The organism is Agrococcus lahaulensis DSM 17612 (genome assembly GCF_000425105.1).
GTDB classification, from domain to species: domain Bacteria; phylum Actinomycetota; class Actinomycetes; order Actinomycetales; family Microbacteriaceae; genus Agrococcus; species Agrococcus lahaulensis.
The window spans coordinates 347146-372449 of record NZ_KE384303.1 but is presented as its reverse complement, the minus strand read 5'-3'; the positions used below and the strand labels follow the sequence as shown (position 1 = coordinate 372449).

General features: G+C 70.0%; 21 protein-coding genes and 3 rRNA genes. 2 read left to right on the top strand and 22 right to left on the bottom strand.

Annotation, left to right across the window (positions count from 1 at the left end; all coding sequences use genetic code 11):
- Window positions 1-94: 94 nt before the first annotated feature.
- Genes der through H508_RS0111155 form a run of 7 tightly spaced genes read right to left on the bottom strand, consistent with a single transcriptional unit; the run spans window position 95 to window position 6450 of the window.
- A complete protein-coding gene (der, locus tag H508_RS0111185) occupies window positions 95-1594 on the bottom strand; it encodes a ribosome biogenesis GTPase Der (protein ID WP_026374120.1) in 1500 nt (499 codons plus the stop codon).
- Window positions 1587-2267: a (d)CMP kinase gene (cmk, locus tag H508_RS0111180; protein WP_026374119.1), complete on the bottom strand. Its 681-nt coding sequence runs from the start codon at window positions 2265-2267 to the stop codon at window positions 1587-1589. The genes der and cmk overlap by 8 nt, the downstream gene beginning before the upstream one ends.
- Window positions 2264-3343 carry a prephenate dehydrogenase gene (locus H508_RS0111175; RefSeq protein WP_026374118.1) on the bottom strand — a complete coding sequence of 360 codons (1080 nt, stop codon included), beginning with the start codon at window positions 3341-3343 and terminating at the stop codon, window positions 2264-2266. Before H508_RS0111175 ends, cmk begins: the two co-directional genes overlap by 4 nt.
- Window positions 3344-3389: 46 nt before the next feature.
- Window positions 3390-4142, bottom strand: a complete 753-nt coding sequence (locus H508_RS0111170) for a pseudouridine synthase (RefSeq protein ID WP_026374117.1) — start codon at window positions 4140-4142, stop codon at window positions 3390-3392.
- Window positions 4139-4756, bottom strand: a complete 618-nt coding sequence (scpB, locus tag H508_RS0111165; RefSeq protein ID WP_026374116.1) for an SMC-Scp complex subunit ScpB — start codon at window positions 4754-4756, stop codon at window positions 4139-4141. Before scpB ends, H508_RS0111170 begins: the two co-directional genes overlap by 4 nt.
- Window positions 4743-5588: a segregation and condensation protein A gene (locus H508_RS0111160; protein WP_026374115.1), complete on the bottom strand. Its 846-nt coding sequence runs from the start codon at window positions 5586-5588 to the stop codon at window positions 4743-4745. Before H508_RS0111160 ends, scpB begins: the two co-directional genes overlap by 14 nt.
- Window positions 5572-6450: a ParA family protein gene (locus tag H508_RS0111155; protein WP_026374114.1), complete on the bottom strand. Its 879-nt coding sequence runs from the start codon at window positions 6448-6450 to the stop codon at window positions 5572-5574. The genes H508_RS0111160 and H508_RS0111155 overlap by 17 nt, the downstream gene beginning before the upstream one ends.
- A 221-nt stretch (window positions 6451-6671) precedes the next feature.
- Between H508_RS0111155 and H508_RS0111150 the strand changes: the two genes are divergently transcribed.
- Window positions 6672-7142, top strand: coding sequence for a GNAT family N-acetyltransferase (locus tag H508_RS0111150; protein WP_026374113.1), 471 nt, complete (start codon window positions 6672-6674; stop codon window positions 7140-7142).
- Between the two features lie 4 nt (window positions 7143-7146).
- Here H508_RS0111150 and xerD read toward each other — a convergent pair whose 3' ends face one another.
- Genes xerD through H508_RS0111110 form a run of 8 tightly spaced genes read right to left on the bottom strand, consistent with a single transcriptional unit; the run spans window position 7147 to window position 14880 of the window.
- A complete protein-coding gene (gene xerD, locus H508_RS0111145; RefSeq protein ID WP_026374112.1) occupies window positions 7147-8043 on the bottom strand; it encodes a site-specific tyrosine recombinase XerD in 897 nt (298 codons plus the stop codon).
- A gap of 10 nt (window positions 8044-8053) precedes the next feature.
- Window positions 8054-8668, bottom strand: a complete 615-nt coding sequence (locus H508_RS0111140) for an NUDIX domain-containing protein (protein ID WP_035254768.1) — start codon at window positions 8666-8668, stop codon at window positions 8054-8056.
- Window positions 8668-10368 (bottom strand): CTP synthase, encoded by a 1701-nt coding sequence (locus H508_RS0111135; RefSeq protein ID WP_026374111.1) that lies wholly within the window; start codon window positions 10366-10368, stop codon window positions 8668-8670. Before H508_RS0111135 ends, H508_RS0111140 begins: the two co-directional genes overlap by 1 nt.
- Before the next feature lie 11 nt (window positions 10369-10379).
- On the bottom strand, window positions 10380-12074 hold the full coding sequence (gene recN / locus H508_RS0111130; protein ID WP_035254765.1) for a DNA repair protein RecN: 1695 nt from the start codon (window positions 12072-12074) through the stop codon (window positions 10380-10382).
- Window positions 12071-12991, bottom strand: a complete 921-nt coding sequence (locus H508_RS0111125; protein ID WP_245569511.1) for an NAD kinase — start codon at window positions 12989-12991, stop codon at window positions 12071-12073. Before H508_RS0111125 ends, recN begins: the two co-directional genes overlap by 4 nt.
- Complete coding sequence (locus H508_RS0111120) at window positions 12988-13776, bottom strand: TlyA family RNA methyltransferase (RefSeq protein ID WP_026374108.1); 789 nt, start codon at window positions 13774-13776, stop codon at window positions 12988-12990. The genes H508_RS0111125 and H508_RS0111120 overlap by 4 nt, the downstream gene beginning before the upstream one ends.
- Window positions 13769-13894 (bottom strand): hypothetical protein, encoded by a 126-nt coding sequence (locus H508_RS17940; protein ID WP_021011834.1) that lies wholly within the window; start codon window positions 13892-13894, stop codon window positions 13769-13771. The genes H508_RS0111120 and H508_RS17940 overlap by 8 nt, the downstream gene beginning before the upstream one ends.
- Complete coding sequence (locus tag H508_RS0111110) at window positions 13891-14880, bottom strand: NAD-dependent epimerase/dehydratase family protein (protein ID WP_026374107.1); 990 nt, start codon at window positions 14878-14880, stop codon at window positions 13891-13893. Before H508_RS0111110 ends, H508_RS17940 begins: the two co-directional genes overlap by 4 nt.
- Window positions 14881-14902: 22 nt before the next feature.
- Here H508_RS0111110 and H508_RS16010 point away from each other — a divergent pair, with 22 nt between their 5' ends.
- Window positions 14903-15607, top strand: a complete 705-nt coding sequence (locus tag H508_RS16010; protein WP_156906064.1) for a phosphotransferase — start codon at window positions 14903-14905, stop codon at window positions 15605-15607.
- A 21-nt stretch (window positions 15608-15628) separates the two neighbouring features.
- Here H508_RS16010 and H508_RS0111100 read toward each other — a convergent pair whose 3' ends face one another.
- The 7 genes from H508_RS0111100 to H508_RS0111070 form a co-directional block, all read right to left on the bottom strand.
- Entirely contained in the window at window positions 15629-16438 is an 810-nt protein-coding gene (locus H508_RS0111100) for an MBL fold metallo-hydrolase (RefSeq protein WP_342663273.1), read from the bottom strand.
- A 52-nt stretch (window positions 16439-16490) separates the two neighbouring features.
- Window positions 16491-17525 (bottom strand): HAD-IIA family hydrolase, encoded by a 1035-nt coding sequence (locus tag H508_RS0111095; RefSeq protein WP_026374105.1) that lies wholly within the window; start codon window positions 17523-17525, stop codon window positions 16491-16493.
- Entirely contained in the window at window positions 17525-18568 is a 1044-nt protein-coding gene (locus H508_RS17230; protein WP_084155291.1) for a hypothetical protein, read from the bottom strand. Before H508_RS17230 ends, H508_RS0111095 begins: the two co-directional genes overlap by 1 nt.
- A complete protein-coding gene (locus H508_RS16855) occupies window positions 18475-19050 on the bottom strand; it encodes a hypothetical protein (RefSeq protein ID WP_156906063.1) in 576 nt (191 codons plus the stop codon). The genes H508_RS17230 and H508_RS16855 overlap by 94 nt, the downstream gene beginning before the upstream one ends.
- A gap of 151 nt (window positions 19051-19201) precedes the next feature.
- Window positions 19202-19318, bottom strand: a 5S ribosomal RNA gene (gene rrf / locus H508_RS0111085).
- A gap of 111 nt (window positions 19319-19429) precedes the next feature.
- Window positions 19430-22542: ribosomal RNA gene (locus tag H508_RS0111075) — 23S ribosomal RNA — on the bottom strand.
- Window positions 22543-22943: 401 nt separating this feature from the next.
- Window positions 22944-24465 (bottom strand): 16S ribosomal RNA (locus H508_RS0111070).
- Together the 16S, 23S and 5S rRNA genes form the textbook arrangement of a ribosomal RNA operon.
- Window positions 24466-25304: the final 839 nt, after the last annotated feature.

The following is a 25304-nucleotide window of genomic DNA, read 5'->3' as shown; positions in this document are numbered from 1 at the left end:
CGTCGAGTAGGCCCGCAGGGCCGTATCGAGACGACCGTGACGCGTCTCGATACGCAGCCTGCGGCCGCTACTCGACGAACGAGGGTGCCGGCGCCTAGCGGCGTTCCCTCTTCTCCCGGACACGCATGTTCACCACGATCGGGCTGCCCTCGAAGCCGTAGTCCTCGCGCAGGCGGCGCTCGATGAAGCGGCGGTACTGCGGGTCGAGGAAGCCGGTCGTGAACAGCACGAAGGTCGGCGGCCGCGTGCCCGCCTGCGTCGCGAACAGGATGCGCGGCTGCTTGCCGCCCCGCAGCGGGTGCGGGTGCGCGGCGACGAGGTCGGCGATGAACGCGTTGAGCTTGCCGGTCGGGATGCGCTTGTCCCACGACTCGAGCGCCGTCTCGAGCGCGGGCACGAGCTTCTCGAGGTGGCGGCCCGTGCGCGCCGAGATGTTGACGCGGGGCGCCCACGCGACGTGCGCGAGGTCCTGCTCGATCTCGCGCTCGAGGTAGCGGCGGCGCTCGTCGTCGAGCTGGTCCCACTTGTTGAAGGCGAGCACGAGCGCGCGCCCCGACTCGAGCACGAGGTCGATGATGCGCACGTCCTGCTCCGAGAGCGCCTCGGTGACGTCGAGCAGCACGACCGCGACCTCCGCCTTCTCGAGCGCGGCCTGCGTGCGGAGCGTCGCGTAGAAGTCGGCGCCCTGCTGCAGGTGCACGCGGCGGCGGATGCCGGCGGTGTCGACGAAGCGCCACACGCGGCCGCCGAGCTCGATCTGCTCGTCGACTGGGTCGCGCGTCGTGCCGGCCATCTCGTTGACGACGACGCGCTCCTCGCCGGCGGCCTTGTTGAGCAGGCTCGACTTGCCGACGTTCGGGCGGCCGAGCAGCGCGACGCGGCGCGGCCCGCCGAACTCCTCCTTCGCGACCGCCGAGACCTCCGGCAGCGCCTCGATCGCGAGGTCGAGCAGGTCGGCGACGCCGCGGCCGTGCAGCGCCGAGACGGGGTGCGGCTCGCCGAGCCCGAGGCTCCACAGCGACGCGGCCTCGAGGTCGCGGCGCGAGTCGTCCGACTTGTTGGCGACGAGCAGCACGGGCCGCTGCGACTGCCGCAGCATGCGCACGACGTGCTCGTCGGTCGAGGTGGGGCCGACGTTGACGTCGACGACGAACAGCACCGCGTCGGCGAGGTCGACGGCGATCTCGGCCTGCTGCGCGACCGAGCGGTCGATGCCGCGCGCGTCGGGCTCCCAGCCGCCCGTGTCGACGAGCGTGAAGCGGCGCCCGTTCCACTCCGCCTTGTACGAGACGCGGTCGCGCGTGACGCCCGGCGTGTCCTCGACGACCGCCTCGCGGCGGCCGAGGATGCGGTTCACGAGCGCCGACTTGCCGACGTTCGGGCGGCCGACGATCGCGAGCACCGGCAGCGCCGGCTCGACGCGGTAGCCGTCCTCGTCCTCGTCGCCGGCCTCGAGCAGCGCGGCGTCCTCCTCGTCGAGCTCGTAGTCGGCGAGGCCGGCGCGCAGCGCGGAGACCCGCGCCTCGTCGGTCTCGACCTCGGCCTCGAAGTCGGGCTCGAGCTCGCGCTCGTCGCCGTGCAGCTCGTCAGTCATGGCTCTCCTCGTTCACGAGGCGCACGATGGCCTCCACGGTCTCGTCGAATGTCAGGTCGGTCGAGTCGACGACCGTCACGCCCTCCGCGGCGCTCAGGAAGTCGACGACCTTGGCGTCGGATGCGTCGCGCGCGGCCAGGCGGGCACCCACCTGCCGCTCGTCACCGCCCACGTCGCCGAAGCGGCGGCGGATGCGCACGGCCTCGTCGGCGGTCAGCAGCACGCGCACGTCGGCGTCGGGCGCGACGACGGTCGTGATGTCGCGGCCCTCGGCGACGATGCCGGGCCGCGCCTCGGCGATGATCGACCGGAAGCGCACGTTGACGGCCTCGCGCGCCGGGAGCGTGCGCGCGACGCCCGAGACGGCGACGGAGATGCGCTCGCTGCGGATCGCCTCGGTCACGTCGTGCCCCGCGATCGCGACGCGCTGGCCGGCGGCGTCGACGGTGAGCTCGAGCGAGTCGAGGGCGTCGAGCGCGCCGATCACGGTCGCCGGGTCGTCGGTGTCGCCGCCCCGCTCGAGGATGAGCCAGGCGAGCGCGCGGTACGCGGCGCCGGTGTCGAGGAACTGGAAGCCGAGCTCGCGCGCGACGGCGCGCGCGACCGACGACTTGCCGCTGCCCGCGGGCCCGTCGATCGCGACGACGGTCGCCGCCTGCACGTCGCCGCTCATGCGACCACCTGCCAGCCGAGCTGCTCGAGCGCCTCGTGCAGCGGCTGCAGCGCGTCGGGCAGCACCGTGATCTCGACGACGCCGAACTGCGCGCCCTCGGCGTGGTCGATGCGCACGTCCTCGAGGTTGACGTCGGCGTCGCCGATGTCGGCGAGCAGCCGCGCGAGCTGCCCGGGCCGGTCATCGATGCGCACCTGCACGCGCGTGAAGCGAGCGTGGGTGCCGTGCTTGCCCGGCAGTCGCGCGACGCCCTCGTTGCCCGTGCGCAGCGCATCCGCGACCGCCTTCCGGCTCCCGGATGCGTCGAGGGCGTCGAGCGCGTCGACGAGGCTCGCGAGGTCGGCCTGCATCGCGCGCAGCTGCTCGACGACGGCGGGGGCGTTCGCGCCGAGGATCTGGATCCACAGCGTCGGGTCGGAGGCGGCGACCCGGGTGACGTCGCGGACGCCGCCGCCCGCGAGCCGGAGCGCCTCGTCGGGCGCGTCGGCGAGCCGGGCGGCCATGAGCGACGAGACGAGCTGCGGCACGTGGCTCACGATCGCGACGGCGCGGTCGTGCTCCTCGGGCGTCGACTCGATCGGCACGGCGCCGAGGTCGAGGATGAGGTCGTCGACGAGGCTGCCGCGCTCGTAGGAGATGTCGTCGTGGCCGGCGATGACCCAGGGCCGGCCGACGAAGAGGTCGCCGGAGCCGGCGAGCGCGCCCGAGCGCTCCCGGCCCGCCATGGGATGGGAGCCGAGGTAGCGGCTGATGTCGGCGCCGAGCTCCCGGAGCTCGGCGAGCGGCACGGCCTTGACCGACGCGACGTCGGTGACCACCGCATCCGGGAACGCCTCGAGCTCGGCAGCGACGACGCGCGCCGTGACGTCCGGCGGCACGGCGACGACGATGAGCTCCGGGCGGTCGCCCGGCCGCGCGAGCCGGCCGGCGCCGAAGTCGGCGGCGAGCCGCTCGGCGGTCGGGCTCGCGTCGCTCAGCTGCACGTCGACGCCGCGCGCCGAGAGGCCGAGGCCGATCGAGGTGCCGAGGAGCCCGGTGCCGACGATGCGCACGGGACCGCGCAATCGGTGGGTCACGGACGCTCCTCCAGGGTTGGTGTCGGGGGCCGCGGTCGGCGGCGGTTCAGCGCTCCGACCTCGCGAGGGTGAGGATGGCGCCTCGCTCCATGCTAGTGAGTTCGCGCACTCGGCCCGACCGGAGGGTGCCGAGGTGGAGCGGCCCGAACGAGCGCCGCACGAGCTCGACGACGGGGTGGCCGACGTGGTCGAGCATGCGCCGCACGATGCGGTTGCGGCCCGAGTGGAGGGTGAGCTCGACCATCGAGTGGCCCTGCGAGGGGCGGCCGACGAGCCGCGCGGCGTCGGCGTGGATCTCGCCGTCGTCGAGCTCGAAGCCGTCGAGCAGCCGGCGGATGACCCGCTGGTCGACCGCGCCGCGCACCTTCGCGACGTACGTCTTCTCGACTCCGAACGAGGGGTGCGCGAGCACGTGCGCGAGCTCGCCGTCGTTCGTGAGCAGCAGCAGGCCAGAGGTGTCGGCGTCGAGCCGGCCGACGTTGTAGACGCGCTCCCCCACCTCGTCGGTGAACTCCCGCAGGTCGCGCCGCCCCTGCTCGTCGCGCATCGTCGAGACGACGCCGGTGGGCTTGTTGAGCATGAGGTAGCGCTTCGTGACGTCGACCTGCACGGCGGTGCCGTCGACCGTCACCCGGGCGTCGGGGCGGATGCGCGTGCCGAGCTCGGTGACGACGCTCCCGTCGACCTCGATGCGGCCGGCGACGATCATGTCCTCGACGACGCGGCGGCTCGCGACGCCCGCGGCGGCGAGCACCTTCTGCAGGCGCTCGCCCTCGGGCGGCCGGCTCTGATCGGTCATGCGAGCACGTCCTCCTCGCCGTCGGGCAGCAGCGGGCTGATCGGCGGCAGCTCGTCGAGCGAGTTGAGGCCGAGCTGGGTCAGCAGCAGCTCGGTCGTCTCGTAGTGGATCGCGCCGGTCTCGGAGTCGGCGAACGCCTCGCGGATGAGGCCGCGGCCTAGGAGCGTGCGCACGACCGAGTCGACGTTGACGGCGCGGATCGCCGCGACCGCGCCGCGCGTGATCGGCTGCTTGTAGGCGATGACCGCGAGCGTCTCGAGCGCCGCTTGCGAGAGCCGCGTCGGCGTCTGCGTGAGCACGAAGTCGGCCGCGTCGGCGTCGTACGCCTCGCGCACGTAGATGCGCCAACCGCCGCCCACCTCGCGCAGCTCGAAGCCGCGCTCGGGGCCGGCCGGTCGGTCGCCCACCGGCTCGCCGTCGTAGTCGGCGCGGAGCGCCTCGATCGCCGCCTTGACCGCCTTCACCGGCGCCTGCAGCGCGGTCGCGAGGTGCACCGTGCCCTGCGGTTCGTCGGCGACCATGAGGATCGCCTCGATGCGGCGCTCGAGCGGGAGGTGCGAGCGGTCGGCGACGCGCGCGTCGTCGGTCACCGCATCCGTCTCAGGCATGGTCATAGTCTGCCCCCAGGGCGACGAGGTCCTCGTCGCGGAAGTCGTGGCCGGTCCAGCTGATCGAGAGCTCGCCGAGCGGCTCGACCTGCTCGAAGGCGATCGCGGCGTGCCGGTAGAGCTCGAGCACGGCGAGGAAGCGCGCGACGATGACGCCGCGCGTCGCCTCGCCCGCGATGAGCTCGCGGAAGGTCGTCGTGCCCGCGGTGCGGAGCGTCGCGACGATGTGCGCGGCCTGCTCGCGGATCGACACGAGCGGCGCGTGCAGGTGCCCGAGCCCGACGGTCGGGATCTCCTTCGGGGTGAGCGCGAGCAGCGCGAGCGCGGCGAAGTCGTCGGCCGAGAGCGTCCACTTGAGCTCGGGCACGCGCTGCCGGAAGCGCTCCTCGAGCCGCACCGAGCGCGCGTGGCGCCCGCTCTCGGCCGTGATGCGCTCCTCCATCCACGCCGCGGCCTGCTTGAACGCGCGGTACTGCAGCAGCCGGGCGAAGAGCAGGTCGCGCGCCTCGAGCAGCGCGACGTCCTCGCTGTCGACGACGTCGCCCGCGGGCAGCAGCGAGGCGATCTTGAGGTCGAGCAGCGTCGCGGCGACGACGATGAACTCGCTCGCCTGCTCGAGCTCCTCGTGCATGTCGAGCGTGCGCACGTAGGCGATGAACTCATCCGTCACGCGCGAGAGCGCGATCTCGGTGACGTCCATCGAGCGGTTGCCGATGAGCGTCAGCAGCAGGTCGAAGGGTCCGTCGAAGTTGTCCAGCGCGAGGCGGAAGCCGCGGCGCTCCTCCTCGGCGGCCGACTCCCCCACCTCGGGCGCGACGGGCTCAGGCGATGGCGCCACGGTGGATCAGCTCGCGGGCGAGCTGGCGGTAGACCTCCGCGGCGCTGTGGTCGGGCGCGAACTGCGTCACCGGCACTCCGGCGACGGATGCGTCGGGGAACTTCACCGTGCGGCGCACGACGGTCTCGAGCACGGTCTCGCCGAACGCATCCACGACCCGCTCCATGACCTCGCGCGCGTGCAGCGTGCGGGCGTCGTACATCGTGACGAGGATGCCGTCGAGCTGCAGCGCGGGGTTCAGGCGGTCCTGCACCTTGTCGATCGTCTCCTTGAGGAGCGCGACGCCGCGGAGCGCGAAGAACTCGCTCTCGAGCGGGATGAGCACGCCGTGCGCGGCGGTGAGCGCGTTGACCGTCAGCAGGCCGAGCGAGGGCTGGCAGTCGATGAGGATGAGGTCGTAGTCGTCGGCGACCTTGCGCAGCACGCGCGCGAGGATCTGCTCGCGGGCGACCTCGTTGACGAGGTGCACCTCGGCGGCCGAGAGGTCGATGTTCGCGGGGATGACGTCGAGGCCGGGCGTCGACGTCTGCTGGATCGCCTCGCGAGGGTCGAGGCGCGGGTTCAGCAGCAGGTCGTAGATCGTCGTCGCGTCGTGGTTGTCGACGCCGAGCCCGGCCGAGAGCGCGCCCTGCGGGTCGAAGTCGACGGCGAGCACGCGACGGCCGTACTCGGCGACCGCGGCGCCGAGGTTGATCGACGTCGTCGTCTTGCCGACGCCGCCCTTCTGGTTGCACATCGTGATGATGCGCGCCGGGCCGTGGCTCGGCAGCGGCGCCGGCACGGGGAAGTCGCGCGCGGGACGCCCGGTCGGCCCGAGCGCGGGCGCCTCCAGGCCGGTCAGGGTCTCGCTGCTCGTGCTCATGCCTTCGAGTCTAGGAACGCGGCGCGCCTCCGCCCCGCAGGCGCGGACGGCGTGTATCTCAACCTCTGGTTGAGGCTGAGTGGATTGCGAGCGCGACAGACGCCCCGGCGACAGGGGCGCTTCGGCCTCGCGGGGGCGGGCATGCCCGCCCCTGTCGGGCGGAAGCGCACCCGGCGGCGGATGCCGAGGGCGGCACGCGCGGCGGGTGCGACGATGGGCGCATGGACGTCGAGGTGCGGCAGGCGGCGGATGCGGAGCTCGAGTCGGTCGCGCGGCTCCGGTGGCAGTGGGTGCGGGAGTCGAGCGAGGAGCCGCTGCCCGAGCCGGCGGCGTACGCCGCCGAGGCGGCGGCGTGGGCGCGCGCGCACGCCGACTCGCACGTGCCGTTCGTCGCCGTCGCGAGCGGCGAGGTCGTCGGCATGGCGTGGCTCGCGATCCAGGCGCGCGTGCCCTCGCCGCGCGCGATCGAGCGCCGCTCGGGCGACCTGCAGAGCTGCTACGTCGTGCCCGAGCACCGGGGCGCGGGACTCGGCCGCCGGCTCGCCGAGGCGGTGCTCGACGAGGCCCGGCGGCGCGGGCTCGAGCACGTGACCGTGCACTCGAGCGTCGACGCGATCCCCGTCTACGAGCGGGCCGGCTTCCGCTCGAACCCGCGCTCGCTCTACGCCGACGGCGCGATCCCCGAGCGGTAGGTGCTCAGCGGGCGCGGGGGTGCGCGGTCGTGTACATGTCGCGGAGCGTGTCGGCGGTCACGTGCGTGTAGATCTGCGTCGTCGCGACCGAGGCGTGCCCGAGCAGCTCCTGCACGACGCGCACGTCGGCGCCGCCCTCGAGCAGGTGGGTCGCGAACGAGTGGCGGAAGGTGTGGGGCGAGACGTGCTCGATGCCCGCCTCCTCCGCGACGCGCTGGATGATCTCCCACGCCGCCTGGCGGCTGAGCCTGCCGCCCCGCGCGCCGAGCAGCAGCGCCGGTCCCCCGCGACCCTTCGCGGCGAGCGCCGGCCGGCCGCGGACGAGCCACGCGTCGACCGCCTCGCGCGCGAACGAGCCGACCGGCACGAGCCGCTGCTTCGCCCCCTTGCCCGTGACGCGCACGAGCCCGTGCTCGCTCTCGAGGTCGTCGACGTCGAGCCCGAGCACCTCCGAGATGCGCGCGCCGGTCGCGTAGAGCAGCTCGAGCAGCGCCCGATCGCGGAGCCCTGCCGGGTCGTCGCCGCTCGGCGTCTCGAGCAGCCGCTGCATCTGCGAGACCGAGATGCCCTTCGGCAGCCGCTGCGGCAGCTTCGGCGGCCGCTCGTCGCGCGTGACGTCCTCGCTCGCGACGCGCTCGTCGACGAGCCAGCGGTGCAGCGCCTTGACCGCCGAGAGGTGACGGGCGACGGAGGAGGCGGCGAGGCCGCGCTCGGCGAGCGCCGCGCGGAAGGCGGCGACGTCGCCCTGCGCGATCGCCGACGCATCCGTCACCCCGCGCGCCTCGAGCACGGCGACGTAGCCGGCGAGGTCGCGCCGGTAGGCGGCGATCGTGTGCGCCGAGAGGCCCCGCTCGATCGCGAGCTGGCGCAGCAGCCGCTCGACCGCAACGGCCGGCGACATGGTCACGGCGTCACGGCCGGTGCGCGGGGTGCCAGTCGAACGGCGCGTCAGCCGGGTGCGCGGCGACGCCCCGCTCGCGCATGGCGTGCAGGGCCAGCACCCCAGACACGAGCGTCGCGTTGTGCAGCCGCATCGCGAGCGCCGCCTCGACGACCTCCTCGAGCGGCACCCAGCGGCGCTCCATCGCGGCCTCCTCGTGGACGCGCGCAAACGCATCCGGGAGCTCCCGCACGTCGGTCGCGAGATAGACGCGGATCATCTCGGTCGAGCCGCCGCCCGACGGCGAGAGGTCGACGAGCGTGCGCCACGAGCCGGCCTCGAGGTCGGTCTCCTCGGCGAGCTCGCGCTGCGCGGCGACGAGCGGGTCCTCGCCCTCGAGATCGAGCAGGCCCGCGGGCAGCTCCCACAGCGTGCCGCCCGCGGGGTGCCGGTACTGGTGCACGAGCATGACCTCGCCCTGCTCGTTCAGCGCGACCACCGCGACCGCACCGGGGTGCACGATGACCTCCCGCACGATCCGCTCGCCGCCGAGCTCGAGCTCGTGCCGCTCGACGTCCCAGATGCGCCCCGAGAACAGCCGCTCGCTCGCGAGCACCGGCTGCCGCCCGAGCGCGTCGGCGAGCATCAGGCAGTCTCGATCGACTCGTCGGTCTCGTCGAAGAGCTTCGAGGCGCGCTGCCGGTCGAGGGCTGCCGCGACGAGGCCGCGGAAGAGCGGATGCGCGCGGTTGGGCCGGCTGCGGAGCTCCGGGTGCGCCTGGGTCGCGATGTAGAACGGGTGGCCGGGCAGCTCGACGTACTCGACGAGGTGGCCGTCGGGCGACGTGCCGCTGAAGTGCAGCCCCGCCTCGGCGATCTGCTCGCGGTAGGCGTTGTTGACCTCGTAGCGGTGGCGGTGGCGCTCCTCGGCGGAGTCGGCGCCGTAGAGCCGCGCCGCGAGCGAGCCCTCGGCGAGCTTCGCCTCGTAGATCCCGAGGCGCATCGTGCCGCCGAGGTCGCCGCCGTGGATGTGCTGCTCCTGCTCGGCCATCGTCGCGATGACGGGCGCCGGGGTGTCGACGTCGAACTCGGTCGAGGAAGCGCCCTCGATGCCGGCGAGGTTCCGCGCCGCCTCGATCACCATGCACTGGAGGCCCAAGCAGATGCCGAGCGTGGGGATCTCGTTCTCGCGCGTGAACCTGAGCGCGCCGAGCTTGCCCTCGATGCCGCGGATGCCGAAGCCGCCGGGCACGACGATGCCGTCGAGCTCGCCGAGCTGGGCGGCCGCGCCCTCCGGCGTCTCGCAGTCGTCGGAGCGGATCCAGCGGAGGTTGACCTTCGTCTGGTTCGCGAAGCCGCCCGCCTTGACCGCCTCGGTCACCGACAGGTACGCATCCGGGAGGTCGATGTACTTCCCGACGAGGCCGATCGTGACCTCGTGCCTCGGGTTGTGCACGCCGTCGAGCACGGGCTGCCAGCGCGACCAGTCGATCTCGCCCGCCGTGAGGCCGAGCTGCTCGATGATGTAGGCGTCGAGCCCCTGCTCGGTGAGCATGCTCGGGATGTCGTAGATCGAGGGCTTGTCGATCGCGTTGACGACCGCGCGCTCCTCGACGTCGCACATGAGCGCGATCTTCTTGCGGTTCGACTCGCTCACCGGCCGGTCGCTGCGCAGCACGAGCGCGTCGGGCTGGATGCCGATCGAGCGGAGCGTCGCGACGGAGTGCTGCGTCGGCTTCGTCTTCTGCTCGCCGGAGGCGCCGAGGAACGGCACGAGCGAGACGTGCACGAAGAACACGTTCTGGCGGCCGAGCTCGTGGCGGATCTGCCGCGCCGACTCGATGAACGGCTGCGACTCGATGTCGCCGACGGTGCCGCCGATCTCGGTGATGATGACGTCGGGCTGCGGACGCTGCTCGGACTGCAGCCGCATGCGGCGCTTGATCTCGTCGGAGATGTGCGGGATGACCTGCACGGTGTCGCCGAGGTACTCGCCGCGGCGCTCGCGCTCGATGACGCGCGAGTAGATCTGGCCCGTCGTGACGTTCGCGGCCTGCGAGAGGTCGACGTCGAGGAAGCGCTCGTAGTGGCCGATGTCGAGGTCGGTCTCGGCGCCGTCGTCGGTGACGAACACCTCGCCGTGCTGGAACGGGTTCATCGTGCCGGGGTCGACGTTGAGGTACGGGTCGAGCTTCTGCATCACGACGTGCAGGCCGCGCGCGGTCAGCAGGTTGCCGAGCGACGCGGCGGTGAGGCCCTTGCCGAGGGAGGAGACGACACCGCCCGTGACGAAGATCTGCTTGGTCACCTTGGCCGACGTATCGGTCCCGCTCGCACTGAGGTTCACGGGCTTCGAGCCTAACCCACCGCGCCCGACTCTTCGAGCAACTCGCGGGCGTGGGCGAGCGCGGTCTCGGATGCGCTGCCCGAGAGCATGCGGGCGAGCTCGGCCAGGCGCTCCTCGCCCTCGACCGCGGCGACCTGCGAGGCCGTGATGCGGCCGTCGGTGCCCTTCTCGACCCGCACGTGGTGCTCGGCGAAGGCCGCGACCTGCGCGAGGTGCGTGACGACGATCACCTGGCAGTGCTGCGCGAGCCGAGCGAGGCGCCGCCCGATCTCGGTCGCTGCGGTGCCACCGACGCCCGCGTCGACCTCGTCGAAGACCATCGTCGGCACGCTCTCGTCGGCGAGCGCGACCTCGATCGCGAGCATGATGCGGCTGAGCTCACCGCCCGAGGCGCCGCGCTGGATGGGCCGCGGCTCGGCGCCCGGGTGCGGGGCGAGCAGCATCGTCACCCGGTCGCGGCCGGCGGGGCCGAGCGCCTCGGCCTGCGCGACCTCGACGACGAGCCGCGCGTTCGGCATCGCGAGCGCGCGGAGCTCCTCCCCGACCGCCGCCTCGAGGCGCGTCGCCGCGTCGCGCCGCAGCGCGCTCAAGCGGTCGGCGAGCGCCGTCGCCGCCTCGAGGTGCCGCGCCTGCTCGGCCTCGAGCCGCTCGAGCTCCGCCTCGTCGCCCTCGAGCTCGGCGAGCCGCAGGGCGGCTGCCGGCGCCGCCTCGAGCGCCTCGTCGAGCGGCCGGCCGAGCCGCCGCTCGAGCCCCGAGAGCTCGGCGCGCCGCTGCTGCACCTCGTCGAGGCTCCGCTCCGGCCGCTCGAGGTCGTCGAGCGCGGTGACGATCGACGCCGAAGCCTCCTGCAGCAGCGCATCCGCCTGCACGAGCAGCTCGAGCGCCTCCGCGAGCGCCGCGTCGTCACCCGCGGCGCGCTCGACGAGCCGGCGCGCCTGGCCGGCGAGCGTCACCGCGTCGGGAGCGTCGTCGTCGTTCGAGAGCGCCTGGTGGGCCTCGCCGAGGTCGGCGCGCAGCGACTCCGAGTGCTCGAGCCGGTGCGCGAGCGCCGCGAGCTCGTCCTGCTCGCCCGGCTGCGGGTCGAGGGCCTCGAGCTCCTCGAGCTCCTCGCGGATGCGCGCGGCCTCGGCGGCGCGCGCATCGTGCTCGGCGCGGATGCGCTCGGCCGTCTCGCGCGCGTCGGTCCAGGCCGCATGGGCCGCGCGGTACTCGGCGAGCAGCTCCTGCAGCGCTGCCCCGGCGGCCCGGTCGAGCGCCGCCGACTGCGCCTCCGCCGAGCGCAGCCGCTGCTGGTCGGACTGCCCGTGCACGGCGACGAGCCGGTCGGCGAGCTCGCGCAGCAGTCCTGCGGGCACGGCCGCGCCACCCGCTTGCGCGCGCGAGCGGGCGGTCGCCTCCGGCGTGCGGGTGAGCGCCCGCCCGAGGATGAGCTCGCCGTCGTCGACCGTGCCGCCCGCGTCCTCGACGAGCGCCGTCGCATCCGCGTCGTCGACGATCCAGACGCCCTGCACGGCTGCGCGCTCCTCGCCGGAGCGGATGACGCCAGCGTCGGCGCGCTCGCCGCGCAGGAGCGCGAGCGCCTGCACGACCATCGTCTTGCCCGCGCCCGTCTCGCCCGTGATGGCGGTGAACCCGGGCCCGATCGGCACGCGCGCGTCGTCGATGACGCCGAGCGAGCGGATCGTCAGCTCGTCGAGGCGCGTCACAGCCGCTTCCGCCGGAATCCCTCCACCGGCAGGTGGAACTTCGCGACGAGACGGTCGGCGAACGGCGCCTTCGACAGCCGTGCGAGCCGCAGCGGCTTCGCGTCGCGGGTCGCCTCGACGCGCGAGCCCTGCGGCAGGTCGAACGAGCGGCGCGAGTCGCACCACAGCACGGCGGGGTGCGTGGAGTCCTCGGCGATCGTGACCGTCATCGTCGAGGTCGGCGCGACGACGAGCGGGCGCGTGAAGAGCGCGTGCGCGCCGAGCGGCACGAGGAGCAGCACCTCGGCGGTCGGCCAGACGATCGGGCCGCCGGCGGAGAAGGAGTAGGCGGTCGAGCCGGTCGGCGTCGACAGCAGCACCGCGTCGGTGCCGAACGACGACACCGCTCGGCTGTCGATCTCGAGCAGCGTCGTGATCATGCGGCCCGAGCCCGACTTCTCGATCGCGGCCTCGTTGACCGCCCAGGTCTGGTGCACGAGCTCATCGCCGCGGAAGACGCGCACGCACAGCGTGAGCCGCTGCTCGACCTCGTAGTCGCGCAGCAGCGCCCGCTCGACGACCTCCGCCGACTCGGCGACCTCCGCCTCGGCGAGGAAGCCGACGTGGCCGAGGTTGATGCCGAGCAGCGGCGCGTCCAGCTCGCGCTGCAGCTCCGCCGCGCGCAGGATCGTGCCGTCGCCGCCGAGCGTCATGATGAGCTCGACCTCGATCGGCCCCGAGCGGTCCCACCCCTCGACCGCCGTGAGCGCCGGCTCGGCCTCGAGCAGCACGGGCCGGTCGTCGGTGAGCACGACGGGCGTGACGCCCGCCGCGAGCAGCCGGCGCGCGATCGTGACGGCGCTCTCGACCGCCTCGGCGCGGCCGGGGTGGAACGCGAGCAGGAAGCGGCGCTCCGCCACATCCCCCGCCTCGTTCACCGCGCCTCCTTCGACAGCCGCACGCACTCGTCCAGCCATTCTGTCGGATTCGACCCGGCAGTCGCCGAGAGGTGCGCGAGGTACTCGAGGTTCCCGCGCGCGCCCACGATCGGGCTCGCGATGAGGCCCGCGGTGCCGAGCCCCGCGTCCCACCCCGCCCACAGCACCCGCTCGATCGCCTGCGCGCGCAGCGCCGGGTCGGTGACGATGCCCTCGCGCACGCCCGTGCGGCCGACCTCGAACTGCGGCTTGATGAGCACGACGAGGTCGGCGCCGGGCGCGGCGACGCCGACGAGCGGCGCGATCGCGAGCGCGAGCGAGATGAACGAGAGGTCGGCGGTGACGAGCGTCGGCACCGGCTCGATCGAGCCGGGCTCGAGGTCGCGCACGTTGCGCCCCTCGAGCAGGGTGATGGGATGCGTCGACACGTCGAGCTGGAACTGGCCGTGCCCGACGTCGAGGGCCGTGACGTGCCGCGCGCCGCGCGCGAGCAGCACCTGGGTGAAGCCGCCCGTCGACGCGCCCGCGTCGAGCGCGTCGCGACCCGACGCATCCACCCCGAAGGCGTCGAGCGCGGCGATGAGCTTGTGCGCCGCGCGCGAGACCCACGCGTCGGTGCCGGAGATCGCGATCTCAGCGTCGGCGGCGACCTTCTGGCTCGCCTTCACGACGCCGCGCCCGTCGACCGAGACGAGGCCGGCGGCGATGCGCTGCTGCGCCTGGCTGCGGCTGCGCGCCAGGCCGCGCTCGACGAGCGCCTGATCGAGCCGGATGGCGTCAGCCACGCACCGCCCCGAGCTCGGCCTGCAGCCGATCGTGGATGCGCGCCAGCTGGTCGGCGCGCTCCTCGAGCGGCTGCTGCTCGAGCAGCTCGAGCTCGTCGAGGAGGTGCTCTTCCGTCATGACGTCGAGGCTAGCGAATCGATGACGGCGAGCTCGTCGGCGCGCGAGAGCCTGTTGGCGCTCGGCCGGTCGAGGCCGCGCCCCTGCTCGTCGTCGAGCACGTCGGCGAGCATCGCCTCGAGCGGGCGGTGCTCGCCGCCCGCGGCGCGGTAGCGCGCGCTCGAGCGCTGCGCGTGCGGCTCGAGCGCGGCGGGCAGCGTGAGCGGGAGCGCCCGCGGCCCGGCCCAGTGGCCGACGCCGGTCGCCTCGAGCTGCTCGTCGGTCGCGAGCACGAGCTCGCCCGCGTGGCCCGCGATGCCGCGCGCGGCCTCGATGAGCGCGTGCAGCCGCCGCTCGGCCCCCACGGCGTTCACGACGCCGTCGATCCCGGGCGCCCGGTCGACGATGAACGTCGCGAGGTCGCGCACGTCGATCGTCTGCGTCGCCTGGTCGCGAGCGGGCACGAGCACGGGACCGTCCGCCGCGAGGGCGAGCCGCGCGACCCAGTGGCCGAAGCGGTCGCTGCCGTCGCCCGGCCCGCCGATGAGCCCCGGCCGCACGATCGCGAGCCGCTCGCCGAGCCGCTCGCGCAGCGCGCGCTCGATCCACGCCTTCGCGCCGCCGTAGTCCTCCTCCGACTCCGATTCCGGCACCAGCTCGTCGTCCTCGTCGGCGCCGACGGGCGCCTCGAGCCGCTGCGCGGAGACCGACGAGACGAAGGTCCAGTGCGCCGCGCGATCGGCGAGCGCGTCGAGCGCGCCGCGAGCGTGCCGCGGGATGCGGGTGACGTCGACGACCTCGTCCCACTCCCCCGCGAGCCCGGCGTACGCATCTGCGGCGTCGCGGTCGGCCCGCTCGAGGCGCGCGCCGCCCGGCACCGTGCCCGCCTCGCCGCGCGCGAGGCACGTCACGTCGGCGCCGCGCTCGAGGTGGCCCTGCGCGATCGCGCGGCCGAGCCACTGCGTGCCGCCGAGCACCAGCACGCGCCGAGGAGTCGTCCCGCTCATGGCGCCACGCTAGCGTCACGGCGTGAGCATCCGACCCGCCGACGTGCCGCCCGCAGGCACCCGCGTGCCCGATGCCATCGCGGCAGTGGCGGGCGACGACCCGCTCGAGCTCGTGTGGTGCAACGAGCAGGGCGGCGTCACCGCGCGCATCGAGCGACCCGACGGCGCGGTCTTCGCCAAGTGGAACCCCGCCGGCAGCATCGAGTCGCTGCGCGCCGAGGCCGAGCGGATGCGCTGGCTCGGCGGCGTCGGATCGGTGCCGGTGCCGCGCGTGCTCGCCGAGCACCGCGACGCGGCCGGCAAGCTGCTCGTCACCGCAGCCATCCCCGCCGCCTCGATCGTGTCGCCGGCCGGCCGACGCTCGCCCGCGGCGGCTGCGGCCGCACTCGGTGCGGGGCTGCGGGCGCTGCACGCGATCGACGTGGCGTCGTGCCCGTTCCCGGCGCCCGAGTGGGCGGCGCTCGCACCGGTCGAGGATCCGGTCGTCGGCCACGGCGACCCGTGCGCGCCGAACACCCTCATCGCGCACGGCGCGTTCGCTGGGCTCGTCGACCTCGGGCGCGTCGGCGTGACCGACCGCTGGGCGGATCTGTCGATCGCGTCCTGGTCGCTCGAGTGGAACGGCCTCGAGGCGGCCGAGCCGTCCTTCTGGCGCGCCTACGGCATCCGCCGCGACGAGGCGCGCATGGCGCCGTGGCGGGCGCTGTGGGAGCCGCCGCCCGCGTGAGGGCGACTGCGACATCGGCCCTCAGTCGATGCCGGCGGCCCTCGCGGCCCTCGCGGCCGCGCGCACGCCCTCGCGCCACACCTCGCCGTGGCCGGGCAGCACGAGCGTCGCCTCCGTCTCCTCGAGCGCGTCGAGCGAGCGGAGGGCGACCTCGGGCTTGACCGTCGCGGCGCCGGCGACGACGCGTGGTCCGGTCTTCGTGGTGTACGGGTCGAGCGTGACGATCGCGTCGCCGCTGATCACGGCGTCGCGGTCGGGGAAGTGCAGCGCGACGTGGCCGTCGGTGTGGCCCGGCGTCGGCACGACTCGCGGGCTGCCCGGCAGGTCGAGCACGGCATCCGCCTCGATCGGCACGGTGCCGCGCACGCTCGGCACCGCGAGTGCGCCCACCGAGGTCATCGCGGCGAAGATCGGCACCGACCCCGGATAGCGGAACGGGTACCAGAGCCGGGAGTTCGCGGTGCGGTAGCGGTAGGGGTGCCGCGCGATGCGCGCATCGCCCTGGTGCAGCCACAGCGGCACGCCCTCGCGCTGCAGTCCCTCGGCCATCCCGAGGTGGTCGAAGTGCGCGTGCGTGAGCACGAGCGCGCGCACGTCGGCGATCGAGCGCCCGATCGTCGCGAGGGCGGTGTCGAGGTGCGGTCGGCTGCGCGGGAAGAGCGAGTCGACGAGGGTCACCGATCCCCCGTCCTCGATCAGGTAGGCGTTCGTCGACGCGTGCTGGAGGCGGTGGATGCCCGGGGCGACGTCGCGCTCGAGCACCGCCTGACGGCGTCGGCGGACGGCGCCCACGCGGCGCCCGCCGTCGGACTCGGTCGTGGAGGGATGCATGCCCCCATTCCAGCGCGCCGACCTGGACGGCGCACCTGGCGAACGTCCAGCCTCAGAGCGCGAGGAGCTCGTCGGCGACGCGCAGCCCCAGCACCGGTCGGTCGGCGCTCCACACGGCAGCGCACGCGGCGCGGACGGTGTCGACCGGCCGGTCGCCGGCGCGCACGAGCGTGATGTCGACGCCCGAGCGCCGCACCGCGGCGCGCCCGACCTCGAAGTACACGTCGCGCGTCGACGTCTCGAGCGTCTCGCGCACGGGCAGGATCGGCTGCTGGAGGTCGCGAAGGTCCTCGATCACGTGGTCGGGGCGCATCGACGGGTCGGCGCCGATGAGGCTCGCCCCGCGGTCGATCCCCGTGAGCACCGCGATCGAGCGGATGCCGGCTCGCCTGGCGCCCAGGATGTCGGTGTCGAGGCGGTCGCCGATCATGACGGGCGAGCGTGCGCCGAAGCGCTCGGCCGCGACGTCGAACATGGGCGTCTCGGGCTTGCCCGCGAACTCGGCGAGCCTGCCGACCGCGGTGTGCACCGCCGAGACGAGCGTGCCGTTGCCGGGAGCGATGCCGCCCGCGACCGGGATCGTCCAGTCGCCGTTCGTCGCGATCCACGGGATGCCGCCGTGCTCGGGCTTGCGCGCGAGCGCGAACGACGCCTCGGCGAGGTCGTTCCAGCCGACGGTCGGGTGGAAGCCCTGCACGACCGCCCTCGGCTGCTCGGCCGCGGTGCGCACGACGCGCCAGCCTCGGGCCTCGATCTCGACCACGATGCCGGCGCCGCCGACGACGAGCACCGGGTCGCCCGGCTGCAGGTGCCGCTCGAGCAGCAGCATCGCCGCCTGCGGGCTCGTCACGACGTCGCGCGCCTCGACCGGCAGGCCGAACGAGCGCAAGTGCTCGGCGACCTCCGCGTCGGTGCGCGAGGCGTTGTTCGTGAGGTAGGCGGCGGGCAGTCCGGTCGCCACGATGCTCTCGACCGCGTGCGGGATCGCGAGCGGTCCCTTGTAGACGACGCCGTCGAGGTCGAGGTAGAGGTAGTCGGCACCGTCGAGCGGCGTCGCCGCCGGCTGCGCCTTCCGGAACAGCCCCATCAGCGCGTGCCCTCGGGACGCTCCTCGCCCTCGATGAGGTCGTCGCCGAAGAGCGCGTCGCCGAACAGCGCGTCGTCGCCGGCGACCGTCATGCCGGCCTCCGATTCCGCCGCGGCGCCCTCGTCGCGCTGCGGCTCATCTTCGACGACCGGCTCCTCGACCATCGGCTCCTCGACCATCGGCTCGTCGACCGAGCTCTCCCGCGCAGTCGGCTCATCGGTCTCGATGTCCGCGGCGGCCACGATCGAAGCCTCCTCCACCGCGGTCTCCTCGACCTCGTCATCGAGCGGGACGTCATCCGACACGGCGGCGGGCGTCTCGTCGACGCCCTCCTGGACCGGCGACTCGAGCCGCTCTGTCGTGATGACGATCTCCTCGAGCTCGCCGGGGCGCAGCGCATCCTCGAGCGCGTCGATCGCGCGATCGGCAAGCGCGAACCACTCCGCCGCCTCCTCGTCGCGACCGAGCTCCTCGAGCACGCCGCCGAAGCTCGCGAAGAGCGCGGGGCTGTACTCGAACGCCTTGTCCTTGCGGAGCTCCGGGATGCGGAGCTCCTCGAGCGCCGCCTCCTTCTGCCCCAGGTCGAGGCGAGCTCCCGACTTCACGATCGCGAGCTCGACGCGCACCGGCGTCTCGAGCGTGGATGCGTCGACCGACCGGGCGAGCTCGAGCGCCTTCTCGGGGCGTCCGAGACCGCGCTCGCAATCCGCCATGAGCGGCAGCTGGTCGTCGCGCCCGGTGATGCGGCGGTACGTGCGCAGCTCGCGGAGCGCGAGCGCGAAGTCGCCGAGCTGATAGGCGGTGATCGCGAGCGTCTCGCGGACGACGCCGATGCGTCCGGCACGGCGCGCTGCGGCGAGCGCGTGCTGGTGCGCGAGCTCGGGGTCGTCGTCGATGAGCCGGGACGCCATCGCCATGTGCTTGGCGACGAGCTCCGCGTTCTCCTTCGTCAGCGTCTTGAGCTGCGCGCGGGCGCCGATGTCGAGATCCTCGGGAACGACGTCGTCCGGGAGCCGCGGCGGCACGAAGTCGTCGTCGCGCACCTGCTTGAAGCTCTCGCCCGTGCCGTCGCCACGGCGCTCGTAGTCGCGACCGGGGCGTGCGGCATCCCGCTGAGGACCGGAGTTCCGGGCGCGCTGGTCGTCACGTCGCTGCTGGTCGCCCCGGCCGAACCGCGCGCCGCCGTCGCGCTGGGGACGGCGATCGCCATCGCGCTGCGGTCGCGAGTCGCGGTCGAAGCGACGCTCGCCATCACGCTGCGGCCGGCGGTCACCATCGCGCTGCGGGCGACGGTCGCCGTCGCGCTGCGGTCTCGAGTCGCGGTCGAAGCGACGCTCGCCATCGCGCTGCGGGCGGCGGTCGCCATCGCGCTGCGGGCGGCGGTCGCCATCACGCTGCGGACGACGATCGCCATCACGCTGCGGACGACGATCGCCATCACGCTGCGGGCGACGATCGCCATCGCGCTGCGGACGCGAGTCGCGGTCGAAGCGACGCTCGCCATCGCGCTGCGGGCGGCGGTCACCGTCTCGCTGCGGTCGACGGTCTCCTGCGTCGCGCCGGCGGTCGCCATCGCGCGAGCTGCGATCTGCCTTGTCGTTCACGGCACCATTCCATCCGGGTCCAGAAACGGAAAAAGGGACCCCAGACGAATCTGGGGCCCCTTTCCAAAAGAAGTCCGGCGGTGTCCTACTCTCCCACAGGGTCCCCCCTGCAGTACCATCGGCGCTGAGAGCCTTAGCTTCCGGGTTCGGAATGTGACCGGGCGTTTCCCTCTCGCTATGGCCGCCGAAACACTATTGATGTTTCAGTTCGCACAGCTCTTCGCATGAAGCGAAGGGCTGCAGTCCTCGACCGTACATCGAGAACCACAAAGTGGACGCGAGCAACAAGCTCATGTATATGTTATCAAGTCATCGGCTTATTAGTACCGGTCAGCTTCATGGGTCGTTAGTCCCCACTTCCACATCCGGCCTATCAACCCAGTAGTCTGGCTGGGAGCCTCTCGCCCGAAGGCACGGAAGTCTCATCTTGAGGCCGGCTTCCCGCTTAGATGCTTTCAGCGGTTATCCATCCCGAACGTAGCTAATCAGCGGTGCTCCTGGCGGAACAACTGACACACCAGAGGTTCGTCCAACCCGGTCCTCTCGTACTAGGGTCAGATCCTCTCAAACTTCCAACGCGCGCAGCGGATAGGGACCGAACTGTCTCACGACGTTCTAAACCCAGCTCGCGTGCCGCTTTAATGGGCGAACAGCCCAACCCTTGGGACCTACTCCAGCCCCAGGATGCGACGAGCCGACATCGAGGTGCCAAACCATGCCGTCGATATGGACTCTTGGGCAAGATCAGCCTGTTATCCCCGAGGTACCTTTTATCCGTTGAGCGACAGCGCTTCCACAAGCCACTGCCGGATCACTAGTCCCGACTTTCGTCCCTGCTCCAGTTGTCACTGTCACAGTCAAGCTCCCTTGTGCACTTACACTCGACACCTGATTGCCAACCAGGTTGAGGGAACCTTTGGGCGCCTCCGTTACTTTTTGGGAGGCAACCGCCCCAGTTAAACTACCCACCAGGCACTGTCCCTGAACCGGATTACGGTTCGAAGTTAGATATCCAGAGTGACCAGAGTGGTATTTCAACATTGACTCCACCCGAACTAGCGTCCGGGCTTCACAGTCTCCCACCTATCCTACACAAGCCACACCGAACACCAATACCAAGCTGTAGTAAAGGTCACGGGGTCTTTCCGTCCTGCTGCGCGTAACGAGCATCTTTACTCGTAGTGCAATTTCGCCGAGTTCGCGGTTGAGACAGCTGGGAAGTCGTTACGCCATTCGTGCAGGTCGGAACTTACCCGACAAGGAATTTCGCTACCTTAGGATGGTTATAGTTACCACCGCCGTTTACTGGGGCTTAAATTCTGAGCTTCGCTTGCGCTAACCCTTCCTCTTAACCTTCCAGCACCGGGCAGGCGTCAGTCCGTATACATCGACTTGCGTCTTCGCACGGACCTGTGTTTTTAGTAAACAGTCGCTTCCCACTGGTCTCTGCGGCCTTCAAACGCTTTCGGCAGCTAGTGCCGTCACGCCTCAGGCCCCCCTTCTCCCGAAGTTACGGGGGCATTTTGCCGAGTTCCTTAACCACGATTCTCTCGATCTCCTTGGTATTCTCTACCTGACCACCTGAGTCGGTTTGGGGTACGGGTGACTTGAACCTCGCGTCGATGCTTTTCTAGGCAGCATAGGATCACAGACTTCCCTCTAGGGTTCGGCAAAGCTCTCAGGCTATGTGTGCGACGGATTTGCCTATCGCACGCCCTACGGCTTACCCGGACTCAACCATCGGCCCGGTTCTGCTACCTTCCTGCGTCACACCTGTTAATACGCTAGCCGCACCAGCGAAGGGTCGAGTGCTAGCCCAAGGACATCCCCCCGAAGGGTTCAGTCCAAGGATTCGGACTCTTAGCATTACTGGATTGACTTGGGCGGTTCTTCGCCAGCTCAGGATTATCAACCTGATGTCCATCGACTACGCCTGTCGGCCTCGCCTTAGGTCCCGGCTTACCCAGGGAAGATTAGCTTGACCCTGGAACCCTTGGTCTTTCGGAGGACTGGTTTCTCGCCAGTCTTTCGCTACTCATGCCTGCATTCTCACTCGTGTGGCGTCCACGGCTGGATTCCTCCGCCGCTTCACTCGCCACACGACGCTCTCCTACCAATCCGCACGCCTGGACAGCCGAAGCTGCCGAGCTGTTGCGCGAATTCCACGACTTCGGTGGTGTGCTTGAGCCCCGTTACATTGTCGGCGCAGAATCACTTGACCAGTGAGCTATTACGCACTCTTTCAAGGGTGGCTGCTTCTAAGCCAACCTCCTGGTTGTCTAAGCAACTCCACATCCTTTTCCACTTAGCACACGCTTGGGGACCTTAGTCGGTGGTCTGGGTTGTTTCCCTCTCGACGATGAAGCTTATCCCCCACCGTCTCACTGCTGCGCTCTCACTTACCGGCATTCGGAGTTTGGCTGACGTCAGTAACCTTTTGGGGCCCATCGGCCATCCAGTAGCTCTACCTCCGGCAAGAAACACGCAACGCTGCACCTAAATGCATTTCGGAGAGAACCAGCTATCACGAAGTTTGATTGGCCTTTCACCCCTATCCACAGCTCATCCCCTCAGTTTTCAACCTAAGTGGGTTCGGTCCTCCACGAGGTCTTACCCTCGCTTCAACCTGGCCATGGATAGATCACTTCGCTTCGGGTCTAGGACATGCGACTGAATCGCCCTATTCAGACTCGCTTTCGCTACGGCTACCCCACACGGGTTAACCTCGCCACATATCGCTAACTCGCAGGCTCATTCTTCAAAAGGCACGCTGTCACAGCTGCTAGGGCTGCTCCAACGGTTTGTAAGCAAACGGTTTCAGGTACTATTTCACTCCCCTCCCGGGGTACTTTTCACCTTTCCCTCACGGTACTTGTCCGCTATCGGTCATCTGGGAGTATTTAGGCTTACCAGGTGGTCCTGGCGGATTCACACGGGATTTCTCGGGCCCCGTGCTACTTGGGATGGACCTCGCGCCATCGCGCGGTTTCGGCTACGGGATTGTCACCCTCTTCGATGAACCTTTCCAAGTTCTTCGCCTACCGCGGTCTGTAACGCTTGCTGCTCGGCAGAGCAGCTGAGATGTCCCACAACCCCGATCGTGCAACGCCTGCCGGCTATCACACACGATCGGTTTAGCCTCTTCCGCGTTCGCTCGCCACTACTGACGGAATCACTGTTGTTTTCTCTTCCTGTGGGTACTGAGATGTTTCACTTCCCCACGTTCCCTCTACCCGCCCTATATATTCAGGCGGGAGTCACTGGGTCGGCACGCCGCCCAGCGGGGTTTCCCCATTCGGAGATCCTCGGATCAAAGCTCGTTTATCAGCTCCCCGAGGCTTATCGCAGATTACTACGTCCTTCATCGGCTCCAGATGCCAAGGCATCCACCGTTTGCTCTTAGAAACTTGACCACATACATGAGTATTTTGGTTAGGACACCACCGCCGAGGCGATGGCGACCAATGATCTATTCAGATCATCAAGACTCGAGCCGAAGCTCGAATCTAAGATGCTCGCGTCCACTGTGTAGTTCTCAACTTACGGTCGGTACCGTCGACCTCCGCGCGCTGCGCGTCAGCCGGCCGGTCCGAGGGAAGAGACGCCGATAGGCGCCGTCTGGTCCCTCAGGACCCAACAGCGTGCATGCGCCCGATCTCCCAGGCCCCGCGGTTCCGAGCTGCCGGAGCAGCTGTACTTCGCTGGGCTCGATCGATCGAGCGCCAATGTCAATGTTCCACCCTTGAGCTTCCACCGGTCGACGTGTGCGACCGTAGTGGCTCTGCGCCGGCTGTGCCGGCGAGATGCTCCTTAGAAAGGAGGTGATCCAGCCGCACCTTCCGGTACGGCTACCTTGTTACGACTTAGTCCTAATCACCGATCCCACCTTCGACAGCTCCCTCCCAAAGGGTTAGGCCACTGGCTTCGGGTGTTACCGACTTTCATGACTTGACGGGCGGTGTGTACAAGGCCCGGGAACGTATTCACCGTAGCGTTGCTGATCTACGATTACTAGCGACTCCGACTTCATGGGGTCGAGTTGCAGACCCCAATCCGAACTGAGACCGGCTTTTTGGGATTCGCTCCACCTTGCGGTATCGCAGCCCATTGTACCGGCCATTGTAGCATGCGTGAAGCCCAAGACATAAGGGGCATGATGATTTGACCTCATCCCCACCTTCCTCCGAGTTGACCCCGGCAGTATCCCATGAGTTCCCACCATTACGTGCTGGCAACATAGGACGAGGGTTGCGCTCGTTGCGGGACTTAACCCAACATCTCACGACACGAGCTGACGACAACCATGCACCACCTGTATACCGACCTTGCGGGGCGACCATCTCTGGACGTTTCCGGTATATGTCAAGCCTTGGTAAGGTTCTTCGCGTTGCATCGAATTAATCCGCATGCTCCGCCGCTTGTGCGGGCCCCCGTCAATTCCTTTGAGTTTTAGCCTTGCGGCCGTACTCCCCAGGCGGGGAACTTAATGCGTTAGCTACGACACGGAGACCGTGGAATGGTCCCCACATCTAGTTCCCAACGTTTACGGCATGGACTACCAGGGTATCTAAGCCTGTTTGCTCCCCATGCTTTCGCTCCTCAGCGTCAGTTACGGCCCAGAGATCTGCCTTCGCCATCGGTGTTCCTCCTGATATCTGCGCATTCCACCGCTACACCAGGAATTCCAATCTCCCCTACCGCACTCTAGTCTGCCCGTACCCACTGCAAGCCCGAGGTTGAGCCTCGGGTTTTCACAGCAGACGTGACAGACCGCCTACGAGCTCTTTACGCCCAATAATTCCGGACAACGCTTGCACCCTACGTATTACCGCGGCTGCTGGCACGTAGTTAGCCGGTGCTTTTTCTGCAGGTACCGTCACTTTCGCTTCTTCCCTGCTAAAAGAGGTTTACAACCCGAAGGCCGTCGTCCCTCACGCGGCGTTGCTGCATCAGGCTTGCGCCCATTGTGCAATATTCCCCACTGCTGCCTCCCGTAGGAGTCTGGGCCGTGTCTCAGTCCCAGTGTGGCCGGTCACCCTCTCAGGCCGGCTACCCGTCGTCGCCTTGGTGAGCCGTTACCTCACCAACAAGCTGATAGGCCGTGAGCTGATCCTTGACCGAAGTTCTTTCCACCCCCAGGAGATGCCTCCGAGGGTCGTATCCGGTATTAGACGCCGTTTCCAGCGCTTATCCCAGAGTCAAGGGCACATTGCTCACGTATTACTCACCCGTTCGCCACTAATCCGGAGGAGCAAGCTCCTCCTTCATCGTTCGACTTGCATGTGTTAAGCACGCCGCCAGCGTTCGTCCTGAGCCAGGATCAAACTCTCCGTAAAGAAATGTTGCGTACCGCTCGGGGAAAACCGGGCGGCAGCGAGTTTGATGCTGACAAAATGGACTGTCTACTGACAATCCGTCTCATCCAAAGGAATCGTGTGCCCGAAGGCACTACGAGTAATTTTTGGCATTTGACATTGTGCACGCTGTTGAGTTCTCAAGGATCAGACGCTCTCGTGCATTCCCCGTGGGGGTCTGCGCCGAGGCAACTTCTCTATGTTAGCCACTTCCCGGTCCGTGTCAATTCGACACGCCGTGCGGAGTCTCGCTCGCGCCGGACATCGACCGGCTCGTGGCAGCCCATTCAGGCTACACGCTCCGGAGCGACTGTCAAGTCGGCGTCGGCTGGAGCCGGCTCGCTGTTCGGCCCGGCTCGTGGCAACCCGTTCAGGTTACACGCTCCAGAGCGACTGTCAAGTCGGCGTCCGCGAGAGCCGGCTCGCTGTTCGGCCCGGCTCGTGGCAACCCGTTCAGGTTACACGCTCCGGAGCGACTGTCAAGTCGGCGTCGGCTGGAGCCGGCTCGCTGTTCGGCCCGGCTCGTGGCAACCCGTTCAGGTTACACGCTCCAGAGCGACTGTCAAGTCGGCGTCCGCGAGAGCCGGCTCGCTGTTCGGCCCGGCTCGTGGCAACCCGTTCAGGTTACACGCTCCGGAGCGACTGTCAAGTCGGCGTCGGCTGGAGCCGGCTCGCTGTTCGGCCCGGCTCGTGGCAACCCGTTCAGGTTACACGCTCCAGAGCGACTGTCAAGTCGGCGTCCGCGAGAGCCGGCTCGCTGTTCGGCCCGGCTCGTGGCAACCCGTTCAGGTTACACGCTCCGGAGCGACTGTCAAGTCGGC

Coding starts and splice junctions, on each gene's coding strand:
- H508_RS0111155 (WP_026374114.1), bottom strand. CDS start 6,450: ATGAGCACGAGCAGCGAGACCCTGACCGGCCTGGAGGCGCCCGCGCTC.
- der (WP_026374120.1), bottom strand. CDS start 1,594: ATGACTGACGAGCTGCACGGCGACGAGCGCGAGCTCGAGCCCGACTTC.
- H508_RS0111095 (WP_026374105.1), bottom strand. CDS start 17,525: ATGGGGCTGTTCCGGAAGGCGCAGCCGGCGGCGACGCCGCTCGACGGT.
- H508_RS0111170 (WP_026374117.1), bottom strand. CDS start 4,142: ATGACCGATCAGAGCCGGCCGCCCGAGGGCGAGCGCCTGCAGAAGGTG.
- H508_RS0111140 (WP_035254768.1), bottom strand. CDS start 8,668: ATGCTCGCCGACGCGCTCGGGCGGCAGCCGGTGCTCGCGAGCGAGCGG.
- scpB (WP_026374116.1), bottom strand. CDS start 4,756: ATGACCATGCCTGAGACGGATGCGGTGACCGACGACGCGCGCGTCGCC.
- H508_RS0111100 (WP_342663273.1), bottom strand. CDS start 16,438: ATGCATCCCTCCACGACCGAGTCCGACGGCGGGCGCCGCGTGGGCGCC.
- cmk (WP_026374119.1), bottom strand. CDS start 2,267: ATGAGCGGCGACGTGCAGGCGGCGACCGTCGTCGCGATCGACGGGCCC.
- H508_RS17940 (WP_021011834.1), bottom strand. CDS start 13,894: ATGACGGAAGAGCACCTCCTCGACGAGCTCGAGCTGCTCGAGCAGCAG.
- H508_RS0111110 (WP_026374107.1), bottom strand. CDS start 14,880: ATGAGCGGGACGACTCCTCGGCGCGTGCTGGTGCTCGGCGGCACGCAG.
- H508_RS0111150 (WP_026374113.1), top strand. CDS start 6,672: ATGGACGTCGAGGTGCGGCAGGCGGCGGATGCGGAGCTCGAGTCGGTC.
- xerD (WP_026374112.1), bottom strand. CDS start 8,043: ATGTCGCCGGCCGTTGCGGTCGAGCGGCTGCTGCGCCAGCTCGCGATC.